Genomic DNA, 12,308 nt, shown 5'->3' with positions numbered 1-12,308 from the left:
TAATCGCCAGCAAGCTGGCTCCTACAGTTGTAGTGACCGACCGAAATAAATGTGTACACACGAATGTCACCATAGGTGCCATTTATGTGTGCACTTTTCGTTTATACGCCCTGAAAAGTTACATTTTCCTCGCCCTTGATCCCCCGCCGACACCGTCCGCGAATCCCGTCGAAAAATAAATACCTGTTCGATCGGTCAATTTATACCGCCGTAATTTCAGCCACTTAACACCAATCAATAGCCAAACGAAATTAGAAGTGAATTTCATAGAGCGCTGACTGGCATGGAACTGGCTTAAGTGCATACATGTTTTGTATACAATCAACTCAAAACATACACACACTTTAGATCCGCAAGCCTGAAGCGCCCTATCCCGTACAGGCTGCAGATGCCCCGTAACCAATGATGCTTATTGCCCGCGACGAAGATTTGTCGAGCCCCCGCTCATGCACAGTCATCGCGACGCCAAGCTTCAGGAGCCTGCCGGAATGCGTACTAGCCTCTCCAATAACAATATCGCGCTGGATCTGCCCTCCTCTTCACCCACTGCTCACGATCAAACCTTTCAAGAACCCGTGGTGCTCAGCCCGCGCCTGCACAACAAGGACCTCGCGCCGACCAAAGCCGAGGGCCGACGCTGGGGCCGCTACAGCATCTTCGCCCTGTGGACCAACGACGTTCACAACATCGCCAACTACTCCTTCGCCATCGGCCTCTACGCACTGGGCCTGGGCGGCTGGCAGATTCTGCTGTCCCTCGGGATCGGTGCGGCGCTGGTGTATTGCTTCATGAACCTGTCCGGCTACATGGGCCAGAAAACCGGTGTGCCGTTTCCGGTGATCAGCCGGATCAGTTTCGGTATCCACGGCGCGCAGATTCCTGCATTGATCCGCGCCGTTATCGCCATCGCCTGGTTCGGCATTCAGACGTACCTGGCCTCCGTGGTCTTTCGCGTGTTGCTGACGGCGGTTCACCCCGGATTCGCCGACTACGACCACAACTCGATCCTCGGCTTGTCGAGCCTCGGTTGGGTGTGCTTCGTGGCGATCTGGCTGGTGCAACTGGCCATCCTTGCCTACGGCATGGAGATGGTGCGGCGCTATGAAGCGTTTGCTGGGCCGGTGATCCTGCTGACCGTCGCCGCCCTCGCGGCGTGGATGTACACCCAGGCCAACGCGACCATCGCCTGGTCGATCCGCGAACCGCTGACCGGCGGCGAGATGTGGCGCAACATCTTCGCCGGCGGTGCGTTGTGGCTGGCGATCTACGGCACGCTGATTCTCAACTTCTGCGACTTCGCCCGTTCATCGCCGTGCCGCAAAACCATCAAGGTGGGAAATTTCTGGGGCCTGCCGGTGAATATTCTGGTGTTCGCCGCCATCACCGTCCTGCTCTGTGGCGCGCAATTTCAGATCAACGGCCGGATCATCGAAAGCCCGACGGAAATCATCGCCTCGATTCCCAACACCTTCTTCCTGGTGCTCGGTTGCCTGGCGTTCCTGATCGTGACCGTGGCGGTGAACATCATGGCCAACTTCGTCGCCCCGGCCTTCGTGCTCAGCAACCTGGCCCCGAAATACCTGACCTTCCGCCGCGCCGGGCTGATCAGTGCAACCATTGCCGTGCTGATCCTGCCGTGGAACCTCTACAACAGCCCGCTGGTGATCGTGTACTTCCTGTCCGGCCTCGGCGCCCTGCTTGGCCCGTTGTACGGGGTGATCATGGTCGACTACTGGCTTGTGCGAAAAGGTCAGATCAACGTGCCGCAGTTGTACAGCGAAGACCCCGCCGGCGCTTATTACTACAGCCGCGGCGTCAACTTGCGCGCCGTGGCGGCGTTCATTCCTGCGGCGCTGATCGCCATCGTCCTGGCGCTGGTGCCGGGTTTCCACCTGGTCTCGCCGTTTTCCTGGCTGATCGGTGCCGGGATCGCCGGGATGCTGTACCTGATCATCGCCAAACGGCAGCCCCACTACGCGGATGTCAGCGGTGAAGCCATCGCAGTCGACAACGTCAGCCATTAACCCCATGACGGCCCGGGATTGCCGGGCCGCAGAATCACCCTGCTATAAGGACTTTCCATGCGCATTCTCGTGGTCAACGTCAACACCACCGAATCCATCACCCAGGCCATCGCCCGTTCGGCGCAAGCCGTGGCCGCGCCCGGCACTGAAATCATCGGCCTGACACCCCATTTCGGCGCCGACTCCATCGAAGGCAATTTCGAAAGTTACCTGGCCGCCATCGCCGTGATGGACCGGGTGATGTCCTACGACCAGCCGTTCGATGCGGTGATCCAGGCCGGTTACGGCGAGCACGGTCGCGAAGGGTTGCAGGAGTTGCTCAACGTGCCGGTGGTGGACATCACCGATGCGGCCGCCAGCACGGCGATGTTCCTCGGTCATGCGTACTCGGTGGTCACAACCCTGGATCGCACCGTACCGCTGATCGAGGACCGCCTGAAACTCTCCGGACTGTGGGACCGCTGCGCTTCGGTGCGGGCCAGCGGACTGGCGGTGCTGGAGCTGGAATCCGATCCGCAGCGAGCGCTGGAAGCGATTGTTCGTCAGGCGGAACTGGCGGTCAGCGAGGACAAGGCCGAGGTGATTTGCCTCGGTTGCGGCGGGATGGCCGGGCTGGATGAGCAGATTCGCCAACGCACCGGCGTGCCGGTGGTGGATGGCGTGACGGCGGCGGTGACGATTGCCGAGTCGCTGGTACGATTGGGGTTGTCGACCTCGAAGGTGCGCACTTATGCGACGCCTCGGCCGAAGAACATCATTGGCTGGCCGGGGCGGTTTGGGCGGTAGACCGCTTCGCGAGCAGGCTCGCTCCCACAGGTATCGGTGATTCCTTGTGGGAGCGAGCCTGCTCGCGAAAGGGGCAACGCGGTACTAGCCCTGGCTCAAACCGCACTGAACCGAGCGCTCAACCCGCGCTCCGCAAACTGCTCGATGATGAAATCCACAAACGCCCGGGTCTTGCCCGGCAGCAACTTGTGCTCCGCGTAATAGATGGAAATGTTGCCATCGTCGACGTACCAGTCCGGCAACACCCGCTGCAACGTCCCGGCCTCCAGGTATCCCGAGGCAAACGGCATGCTCACCAGCGCGATGCCCAAGCCCTGAACCGCCGTCGCACAGGCCGCTTCCGAATCGCTCATGGTCATCCGCGCCTTCAGCGTCAGCGGGCTGTGTTGCCGGGTTCGGCTGGTCAACTGCCAGGAACGCACCCGCCCGGTCTGCGGCGAGCGAATCAGGATGCCGTCGTGCCGCTTGAGATCATCGGGCTCGACGATGGCTTCACGCTCCGCGAGGTAGTCCGCCGAAGCCACCAACACGCGATGCGCCGGCGTCAGTTTGCGCGCAACCACACCCTGCGGCAGCTCAAACCCGCCACCGATCGCGGCATCAAAACCCTGGGCAATCAGATCGACCTGTCGGTTATCGAAATGCCAGTCGGGGTTGATAGCCGGATAACGCCTCAGAAACTCCCCGAGCAACGGCACGATGTACAGACGCCCGAAGACCGTGCCCATGCTGACCTTGAGCGTTCCCGCCGGACGCCCTTCGGCACTCGCGAGGTTGGCCACGGCATTCTGGATCGTGTGCAGGCTGGAACTCACTTCACCGAGAAACAGCTGCCCGGCTTCGGTCAACGTCAGGCTGCGGGTGCTGCGCTGGAACAGCCGCACACCGAGTCGCGCTTCAAGCTTTGCCACGCTCTTGCCCACCGCTGCCGGGGTCAGGCTCAGGCGGCGCGCCGCTTCGGCAAAGCTGCCGACCTCTGCACTGCGGACAAAGCATTCGATACTGCTGAAGGTTTCCATAGGCGCCACTATAAACTTTTGGTTTACACAGACTATCGCAATGACCGGCTACTCAGGGTGTAATCCGGAATCGATACTAGGCTCCATCAACCGGGACATTTCGTTTCGGGACTTTGGAGATCGACATGACTACTCAGAACCTCAGCGGCAAAGTGGCTTTGATTCAAGGCGGTTCTCGCGGCATCGGCGCGGCCATCGTCAAACGCCTTGCCGCTGAAGGCGCAACTGTTGCCTTCACCTACGTCAGCTCCACCGCCAAGGCGGAAGAATTGCAGAACAGCATCACCGGTAACGGCGGCAAGGCCCTGGCGATCAAGGCCGACAGCGCCGACGCCGAGGCGATTCGCAATGCCGTGAGCGCCACCGTCAAAGCCTTCGGTCGCCTCGACATCCTGGTCAACAATGCCGGCGTGCTGGCCGTTGCCCCGCTGGAAGATTTCAAACTCGAAGACTTCGACCAGACCCTGGCCATCAACGTGCGTAGCGTGTTCATCGCCACCCAGGCCGCCGCCCAACACATGACCGAAGGCGGTCGCGTCATCAACATCGGCAGCACCAACGCTGACCGTATGCCCTTCGCCGGTGGCGGCCCGTACGCCATGAGCAAAGCGGCGCTGGTCGGCCTGACCAAAGGCCTGGCCCGTGACCTCGGCCCACGCGGGATCACCATCAACAACGTGCAACCGGGCCCGGTCGACACCGACATGAACCCGGCCAGCGGTGACTTCGCCGAAAGCCTGATCCCGTTGATGGCCGTGGGTCGCTACGGTAAAGCGGAAGAGATCGCCAGCTTCGTGGCCTACCTTGCAGGCCCGGAAGCGGGTTACATCACCGGTGCCAGCCTGACCATCGACGGCGGTTTCGGCGCCTGATCCCGGCAGATCAAACGCAAAACAAAATGTGGGAGCGAGCCTGCTCGCGATAGCGGTTTTTCAGACGACACAAATGTCGCTTGATCCACCGCCATCGCGAGCAGGCTCGCTCCTACATTGGTTTGTGTCATTGCACCTATCGCGTTAAGCCCAATCGAGCGCCGGCAAACCGCACGCACTCGGCGTAAACGCTTTCAGCGTACGAAGAATGCCATCGGCGTGTGCGTACTTTTCATCGGCCATCGCCGCATCCGGGATCGCAATCGCCGTCATCCCCGCCGCTTTCGCCGCCGTGACGCCGAACGGCGAATCTTCGAACACCAGGCAATCCTCAGGCGCAACGCCCAGGCGCCGCGCGGCCGTCAGGAAGATGTCCGGTGCCGGTTTGGCTGCGCCGACCTCCGGGTCGTCCGCCGTCACGATGAAGTCGAACAGCGCAAACCAGTCGCGGTGCAAGGTGGTTTTCTGGCCGAACGACTGCCGCGAAGAACTGGTGCCCACCGCAATCGGAATGTTGTTGGCCTTCAAATGCCGAACCAGCTCTTCGGCACCTGGCATTGCCAGTGCGGTGGGAAAACGCTCGCGCATCAGTGGCTCGCGGATCACCAGAAACTCTTCGGCGGTGATCGGCAATTCCAGCGCCTCGACCACATAACGCGCCAGATCGCCCGCGCCCCGGCCGATGATGTGCTGTTTGAGGCTCCAGTCGAAAGTCCGGCCATAACGCCCGGCAATGATGGACGTGACTTCGGTGTAAATGCCCTCGGTGTCCAGCAGCAAGCCGTCCATATCGAAAATCACGGCTTTGATCGGGCCGAACTCTTTCAGCGGTGCATTCATCGCATCTGATCCGTTTTTAATGACATCCGCTCGACTCAGGTGTGCCTGAACCGCGAATTTGATTAAAGGGTTCAGCAGCATAGCGAGCACGGCCAGCATTGAGCAACGGGCAATCTCCCGACGGCGGCAAAAGCCGGACCGCAGGCGCCGGTCAGGATTTAGCGATTCGCCCTACACCAAACTCCTCCTTTCCCGACTTCTTTCCCCGTTGATCCCCCGCAAAGTTTCGCGCTCCAAATCGATCCGTGCGAGGGACTGCGAATGTTCAACCCTGACAAGGTCCTGGCCTTGAACAACGCCATCGGCCTGCTCGTGGTCGCAGCCATGCCTCCCGGGAAACCGGACGCCGAGGAGGTGTTCAGCGATTTCCGTCTCTGCCTCAACGTGAAGTCCTCCTGGATCGCTTGGGCGCTGAATGTCGAGCAAGTCTCCGAAGTCGGCAAGGAGGTCCGCCTTAGCGCACCGAAAGACTCTATCTCTCACGTCAGCTCGACACTCGCCACGTGCCCGGCCAGCGGTCCCCTCACCCTTGTGCACTTGTTCGAAGCTGCGCGCTTCGTGCCGATCGGCAATACGCCGGTGATGCTCGAACCCGTGTTGACGGAGAGCAACGGCGTAACCGCCTTCGGCGAGCCGATTCACAAGGTCATCGGCCCCAGCGGCATTCTCGAAATCCCCGAATGCTGGCGCGGCCACCGTTACCGCGTGACGTTCTTCCCCAACGTTTCCACCGATCACGTCAAAGCGCTGCGTGCCTCTTATCAAAGCGTGATTGATGAACTTGAGGGCTGGCTGCGCAACGAGTGGTCGACCGAGCTCCAACCGCTGTGGGCGGAGTTTTCCGAGGCGACGTTCAGCGAGCGCTACGGCTTGCTGCAACGGGCCGACTGGCGCGGTTTCGAACAGTCGCTGCACGGTTTATGGGATGACGTGAAGCAGGTCTTTGCCCTGATGGCGGACCTGCAGGCCAACAGCGAAAAGCTCCTTGAGTACCTGACCGGGCTTGAGCTCGAGACGTTGCTGAACGCTTCGACCGAAGCCATTGCCAACATATTGCTGGTGGCGAGCGATGAGCCGCTGCTGTTCATTCATCTCGCGGCGTTTACCAGTTGGCTGCGCCTGTTGCCTCCGCAGTATATCGCCGAGGTCGTGGCGGAAATTCGTACAGAGGTTCTGATCGGTTTCCTGCTGATGCGCCTCACGGGTCCTGCCGGCTTGAACGTCGGCATGAGCGCCAAAGTCCTGGGCAGGATCAAGTCCGAGCGCGCCCGGCAATGGCTGTCGGCGGCGAGTATCCGACTGGCCGGACTCACGTCGGGCGCCGACCTTGGCCGTCACGCCGATGCGCTCAAGCCTTTGATGGTCAACGCCCGGAGCGCGCCCCTCCGGCCTGCACCGGCGGTGCCGTTGCACATCAACGCCGCCGGTTCGGCGGTCATACAAGTCAACAATCCACTCGCCATTGCCCGCAACAAGACCGAAGCACGAACCCGCCTGAGCCGACAGGAACATCGCGACGATGCCCCTGCCCCGGCGCAAAACCCGAATGGCGACAGTGTCGATTCAGCGGACAACACCCTCACCAACGGCTGCCCGGTTTCCATGGTCACCGGTGAAGAACTGCTGACGCTGACCGATGGTTCGCTGGATGGGCTGCTGCCATTCGAGTTCACCCGGGTGTATCGCACCAGTGCTGTCGAGATTGATGGCGGGCTCGGTCATGGCTGGAGTCACAGCCTCGCGCATCGACTGGAAATCGACGGGGAGTCCGTCATCTGGATCGACCACGAAAACCGGCGCACTGTTTTCCCGCTGCCCTCTGTCGAGCGTCCGGTTATCCACAACAGCCTTTCGCGGGCGGCAATTTATCTGGGGGAAGAACCCGAGGAGCTGATTCTCGCGTTGGCAGGTGAAGCCTCGCGCTTCTGCCACTTCCGCACGGGACGACTGACGGCCATCAGCGATGCCTATGGCAATCGTCTGACGGTGCAACGGGACACGTCCGACAGAATCATCCGCCTAGACAACGGCGTCGGGCGTTCCCTGCGTTTACGCTATGACCGCCGACACCTCGCCGCCGTCGAGTACCAGAGTTTTCACCCCGCCGACACCCTGGAAGACGCCTGGCATACCGAGCAGACGCTGGTTGCCTATCGCTACGATGCCTGTCATCGGTTGATCGAAGCGACCAATGCCCTCGGCGAAAGCGAGCGCTACGACTACGACGACCAGCACGTCATTTTGCAGCGGCAACTGGCCGGTGGCGCGAGTTTCTTCTGGGAGTGGCAAAGGTCCGGCAAGGCTGCGCGATGCGTCCGACATTGGGCGTCGTTCGCGCAGATGGACACAGGGTATGTCTGGGATGACAACGGTGGCGTTCAGGTTAAAAACGTCGACGGCAGCGAGGCGTTTTACCAGCACGATCATCAGGCGCGGCTGGTGCGTCGGATTGAGCCCGACGGCGCGGAACACCTTAATGCCTATGACGACAAAGGCCGGCGGGTTGCCGAGAAGAACCCGCTGGGGGCGATTACCCAATACCACTATGACGACATCGGGCGCCTGGTCGCCCTGATTCCTCCTGAAGGCGAGCCGGAGTCCTACGAATACCGCCACGGTTTCCTCCATGCGCGGTATCGCGGCAACGCGGTGTGGAAGTATCAGCGCAATGCCCAGGGCGACGTCACCGAGGCGACCGATCCTGATGGTCATGTCACCCACCATTATTACGACGACAAAGGTCGGCTGCTTTCTATCCGTTATCCGGACAACAGCCGCCATGTTTTCGTCCGCAATGCCTTGGGGCAGCTAGTCGAAGAAACCTTGCCGGACGGCAGTCAGCGGCGTTTTTCCTACGATGTGCTGGGACGGCAGATATCCCGTCAGGATGAACACGGTGCCGTCACCCAGTACCAGCGGGATGCCGTTGGACGACTGATCCAGACGACATTTCCCACGGGCACCAGCCGCGCCTTCAGCTACAACGCCTACGGCAAGGTCACCGCTGAACGCGATGAATTGGGGCGCATCACTCGCTACGAATACCTCGACGACCTGCACCTGCTGAGCCGAAGGATCAATCCCGATGGCACCCAGCTGCGTTATCACTACGACAACGCGCGGCTGTTACTGACCGAAATAGAAAACGAATCCGGCGAGAAATATCAGCTGGACTACACGCCCAATGGATTGGTCCGACAGGAAAGCGGATTCGACGGCTGCCGCACTGCGTATGCCTACGACCTCAACGGTCATCTGCTGGAGAAAACCGAGTTCGGTGATGACAGCTCTTTGTTGGTCACCGCTTATCAACGGGATTCGACCGGACGGCTGCTGGTCAAGACGCTGCCGGATGGCGTCAAGGTCGAGTACCGCTATGACAGCCTGGGACGGCTTGTCAGCATTGATGACGGTCACGATCATCCGCTGGAATTCGAGTACGACAGTCAGGACCGGCTTGTCACCGAACATCAGGGTTGGGGCACGTTGCGTTATGGCTACGATGCCTGCGGCCAGCTAAACCGGATGCGCCTGCCGGATGGCAGCAAACTTGATTATTACCATGCCAAGGGCGGTGCACTGACAGCCATTGACCTCAATGGCGCACGCCTGACGTCACACACCTTTGTTGCTGATCGCGAACACACCCGTCGCCAGGGATTGTTGCTCAGCGAGTATCAGTACGACGACCAAGGCCGTCTGAAAGCCCACGCCATCAGCCAACGGCAACAGCCGCTTTTTCGCCGCGACTATTCCTACAGCGCCAACGGAAACCTCGATACCGTCGCCGACTCCCGTCACGGCCAACGCAGCTACCACTATGATGCGCTCGACCGGCTGATCCACGTCCGCCACTCCCGCGATCACCAACCGGAAAGCTTCGCCCACGATCCCGCCGGAAACCTGCTCATGCAGGACCGCCCTGGCGTGGCGAAGGTGCTGGGCAATCGCCTGCTGATGCAAGGCGACCGCCATTACGAGTACGACGCTTTCGGCAACCTCATCCGCGAGCGACGTGGCACCGGGCAAAAACTCGTCACCGAGTACCGCTACGACTGCCAGCATCGACTGATCGGCGCCACCCTGCCCAATGGCAGCCACGCGACCTACCGCTACGACGCGTTTGGTCGGCGCATCAGCAAACAGGTCGATGGCAAAACCACCGAATTCTTCTGGCAGGGCGACAACCTCGTCGCCGAAAGCAGCCACGAGCATTACCGCAGCTACGTTTACGAACCGGGCAGCTTCCGCCCCTTGGCCATGCTCGACGGCAAAGGCCCACGCAAGGCCTGCCCGTTCTACTACCAACTCGACCACCTCGGCACCCCCCAGGAACTCACCGACTACAGCGGCGAAATCGTCTGGGCCGCCCAATACACCGCCTACGGCCGCCTCACCCGCCTCAACCGCGACACCCACCAGATCCTCGACCAGCCACTGCGTTTCCAGGGCCAGTACTTCGACCCGGAAACCGGGCTGCACTACAACCGGCATCGGTATTACCAGCCGGATGTCGGCCGGTATCTGACGCCGGATCCGAGCAAGTTGGCGGGAGGGTTGAATCAGTACCGGTACACGGGAAGCCCGACGGGGCGGGTTGATCCGTTGGGGTTGAGTGAGTGTCCGGGGGTTGGGAAGTGTGAGGTTGTGCCGGGAGGTGAGGATCCCGCAGCAAAGGTGAAAGGCGATGGAGGAGAGCCTGGCATCCCACGCCCAAAAACAAACAAACGTTATTTGTACCGAGGAGACTCGAGGGAATCCTTGGAGATTTTTGAGACTGGGTTTGAGCCTTTGGGAGATAGCATTGATCTTTACTTACACGCACGCGACAACCGAAGCCCTCCCAGTTTTTTTGTCAGCACCACTACCTCTGAAAATGAGGCTATAAAATTCGCCACTGGTTACGGATTTGAAGACGGGTTTGTGTACGTGATCAAAAATATTAAAGGGATAGATGTGAACAAAAAACTGGGTTCACGCTCACCTCATAAAGGCGAGGCAGAAATTGCCATGCCTGGTGGAGTCGATAGCAAATATATCCTCGGCGTTACCCCCGTGCACGCCGACGGGACCTACAAAGGTTACTCAATTCCCAATCCGCATAGAAAGCTGCCATGAAAACAATCGAAATAACCACGGATACTCAGGGTGCCATTAATAAGGTGATGATCGAGTGCGACCGACGAGTTCGATCGTTAACCTTAATTTTGGAAAACGGCGAAAGAAAAACATACTCGGGTTCCGATCTATATGTTTGCTTTGGGATGTTGCGAGCTGACTATCCGGAAACAAAGTTTTTATGCAAAGGTGCCAAACTCAACGTGCACCCATCCAGCATGTCCTCGCAAATGTCTGCGGGAGTAGTAGCGTACGAGCTCCAGCTGGGTAAACCAGCGGGGTCTGATGACGTGGTTAACATTTTTGATTATGAAGTAGCCGACATTACAAATGACATTGGACAACAGCGTGATTTTTACAAACGCTGGAGAGAGTCTTTTGGTGGGTAAGCTCTCGGCGCGCGACTGCCGATTCTATAAAGAACCGGCTCGCGCACTAGCATGGGGTGCAGGGGTTTAGGAACAGCAGCGAATTGATGGGTTTATACCCCGCACATGCTGATCAACTGGGCTCATCAGAACAATCCTCCCCCTCAACATCGGGATCATCAGGACTTGCTTCTACATCCGTAGAAATACGCCTCTCGTTTTCCTCAAACACCTGCTCCACACCCGTCTCATCATCATCCGGCGGACGCTGGTCACGGCTCAGCGAATCGGTAGGCGAAGGCAACGGATACTCTGGAGTGTCATCGACGTCGATATCTTTCGGGTCAACGTTCATAAAGCACCTCTCACGGGGCCTTGAAAGACCCCCTGAAATTTCGATGGCACCACAACGAAATCCGTTCAGCCGAAAGGACGATCGGTCGAGCCCATCACTGCTCGTCTTCGTCCTCATCCTCGTCTTCAAACTCGGTCAACCCGACATCTCCCGCATCATCGGCATCGTTAAGCGGCACTGTCGCATCATCCATCAGCGACCCCGGATCTTCGTTGCCAGGATCATTGATAAACGGCAGCCCGCTCGGGCCTTTCTCTTCCTTGCCTTCGGTTTCGGGTGTCATGGCAGACCTCTGGATTATTCAAGTGTGTATGAGGTTTCGAGACAGACCTGGGGCAAACGTTCAGAACGGCTTTCTCGCAGATACAAAAAACCCGGCACCAGGCCGGGTTTTACTGTAGTTCGCTATCGACTCAGTGATGCTTGTTCTTGTGTTTATGCTTGTGTTTGTGCCCGTTACCGGAATGGGAACTGCCGCTGTCGGTGCCCAGGTTATTACCCACCGCACCACCTGCCGCACCGCCCAGACCCGCGCCGATAGTCGAGCCAGTCGAACCACCGAGGCTGTTGCCAATCACCGAGCCACCCGCCGAACCCAAGCCACCGCCGACTGCCGCTGCTGTGCGGCTACCTTTGGGTGCCGCCACCGCGCTGCCTGCCGCGCCGCCCACACCTGCGCCAATCGCGGCACCGGTGCTGCCGCCCATTTGCTGGCCGACCACGTTACCCAACGCGCCGCCAATACCGCCGCCAACCGCAGCGGTGCCATCACCGGCCGCCATCGCACCTTGAGCAACCAAGAGTCCCAGAACCAACGTGGACAATGTCAAACGCATGAGATGAACCTCTAATTCCGCATCGGGGAAAGAATGCGCTGCGGATCGGCGGAGTCTAGCACCTGTCCCCACTGAATCCGGCCAGCGTTG

At 59.6% G+C, this 12,308-nt stretch carries 10 protein-coding genes; 5 read left to right on the top strand and 5 right to left on the bottom strand.

Annotated elements, in window-relative coordinates:
• The first annotated feature begins 488 nt into the window (after positions 1–488).
• Positions 489–2,024 (top strand): NCS1 family nucleobase:cation symporter-1, encoded by a 1,536-nt coding sequence (locus tag ACF6ZU_RS21465; RefSeq protein WP_392886763.1) that lies wholly within the window; start codon positions 489–491, stop codon positions 2,022–2,024.
• A gap of 57 nt (positions 2,025–2,081) precedes the next feature.
• The gene (locus tag ACF6ZU_RS21460) at positions 2,082–2,810 is read left to right on the top strand and encodes an aspartate/glutamate racemase family protein (RefSeq protein ID WP_392886762.1); all 729 of its coding nucleotides are present in this window, start codon (positions 2,082–2,084) and stop codon (positions 2,808–2,810) included.
• Positions 2,811–2,905: 95 nt separating this feature from the next.
• Here the strand turns inward: ACF6ZU_RS21460 and ACF6ZU_RS21455 are convergent, their stop codons facing one another.
• Complete coding sequence (locus ACF6ZU_RS21455; RefSeq protein WP_392886760.1) at positions 2,906–3,829, bottom strand: LysR substrate-binding domain-containing protein; 924 nt, start codon at positions 3,827–3,829, stop codon at positions 2,906–2,908.
• 125 nt (positions 3,830–3,954) lie between these two features.
• Between ACF6ZU_RS21455 and ACF6ZU_RS21450 the strand changes: the two genes are divergently transcribed.
• Positions 3,955–4,701 (top strand): 3-oxoacyl-ACP reductase family protein, encoded by a 747-nt coding sequence (locus ACF6ZU_RS21450; protein ID WP_392886758.1) that lies wholly within the window; start codon positions 3,955–3,957, stop codon positions 4,699–4,701.
• Positions 4,702–4,845: 144 nt separating this feature from the next.
• Here ACF6ZU_RS21450 and ACF6ZU_RS21445 read toward each other — a convergent pair whose 3' ends face one another.
• Positions 4,846–5,541, bottom strand: a complete 696-nt coding sequence (locus ACF6ZU_RS21445) for an HAD-IA family hydrolase (protein WP_392886757.1) — start codon at positions 5,539–5,541, stop codon at positions 4,846–4,848.
• Positions 5,542–5,802: 261 nt separating this feature from the next.
• Between ACF6ZU_RS21445 and ACF6ZU_RS21440 the strand changes: the two genes are divergently transcribed.
• A complete protein-coding gene (locus ACF6ZU_RS21440) occupies positions 5,803–10,659 on the top strand; it encodes an RHS repeat-associated core domain-containing protein (RefSeq protein ID WP_392886756.1) in 4,857 nt (1,618 codons plus the stop codon).
• Positions 10,656–11,048: a hypothetical protein gene (locus tag ACF6ZU_RS21435; protein WP_392886755.1), complete on the top strand. Its 393-nt coding sequence runs from the start codon at positions 10,656–10,658 to the stop codon at positions 11,046–11,048. The genes ACF6ZU_RS21440 and ACF6ZU_RS21435 overlap by 4 nt, the downstream gene beginning before the upstream one ends.
• Positions 11,049–11,160: 112 nt before the next feature.
• Here the strand turns inward: ACF6ZU_RS21435 and ACF6ZU_RS21430 are convergent, their stop codons facing one another.
• The 3 genes from ACF6ZU_RS21430 to ACF6ZU_RS21420 form a co-directional block, all read right to left on the bottom strand.
• Positions 11,161–11,382 (bottom strand): hypothetical protein, encoded by a 222-nt coding sequence (locus ACF6ZU_RS21430; protein WP_392886753.1) that lies wholly within the window; start codon positions 11,380–11,382, stop codon positions 11,161–11,163.
• Positions 11,383–11,476: 94 nt separating this feature from the next.
• Complete coding sequence (locus ACF6ZU_RS21425; RefSeq protein WP_150633968.1) at positions 11,477–11,665, bottom strand: hypothetical protein; 189 nt, start codon at positions 11,663–11,665, stop codon at positions 11,477–11,479.
• A 130-nt stretch (positions 11,666–11,795) separates the two neighbouring features.
• Entirely contained in the window at positions 11,796–12,218 is a 423-nt protein-coding gene (locus ACF6ZU_RS21420) for a glycine zipper domain-containing protein (RefSeq protein ID WP_392886750.1), read from the bottom strand.
• Positions 12,219–12,308 lie beyond the last annotated feature (90 nt).

The organism is Pseudomonas migulae (genome assembly GCF_043225285.1).
In the GTDB taxonomy this organism is placed as follows: domain Bacteria; phylum Pseudomonadota; class Gammaproteobacteria; order Pseudomonadales; family Pseudomonadaceae; genus Aquipseudomonas; species Aquipseudomonas migulae_C.
The sequence above is the reverse complement of the archived record's forward strand: the minus strand, read 5'-3'. Positions and strand labels throughout refer to the sequence as shown.

Bases quoted from the DNA above. Each gene is read 5' to 3' on its own strand.
- ACF6ZU_RS21465 (WP_392886763.1), top strand. From the start codon at position 489: ATGCGTACTAGCCTCTCCAATAACAATATCGCGCTGGATCTGCCCTCC.
- ACF6ZU_RS21460 (WP_392886762.1), top strand. From the start codon at position 2,082: ATGCGCATTCTCGTGGTCAACGTCAACACCACCGAATCCATCACCCAG.
- ACF6ZU_RS21455 (WP_392886760.1), bottom strand. From the start codon at position 3,829: ATGGAAACCTTCAGCAGTATCGAATGCTTTGTCCGCAGTGCAGAGGTC.
- ACF6ZU_RS21450 (WP_392886758.1), top strand. From the start codon at position 3,955: ATGACTACTCAGAACCTCAGCGGCAAAGTGGCTTTGATTCAAGGCGGT.
- ACF6ZU_RS21445 (WP_392886757.1), bottom strand. From the start codon at position 5,541: ATGAATGCACCGCTGAAAGAGTTCGGCCCGATCAAAGCCGTGATTTTC.
- ACF6ZU_RS21440 (WP_392886756.1), top strand. From the start codon at position 5,803: ATGTTCAACCCTGACAAGGTCCTGGCCTTGAACAACGCCATCGGCCTG.
- ACF6ZU_RS21435 (WP_392886755.1), top strand. From the start codon at position 10,656: ATGAAAACAATCGAAATAACCACGGATACTCAGGGTGCCATTAATAAG.
- ACF6ZU_RS21430 (WP_392886753.1), bottom strand. From the start codon at position 11,382: ATGAACGTTGACCCGAAAGATATCGACGTCGATGACACTCCAGAGTAT.
- ACF6ZU_RS21425 (WP_150633968.1), bottom strand. From the start codon at position 11,665: ATGACACCCGAAACCGAAGGCAAGGAAGAGAAAGGCCCGAGCGGGCTG.
- ACF6ZU_RS21420 (WP_392886750.1), bottom strand. From the start codon at position 12,218: ATGCGTTTGACATTGTCCACGTTGGTTCTGGGACTCTTGGTTGCTCAA.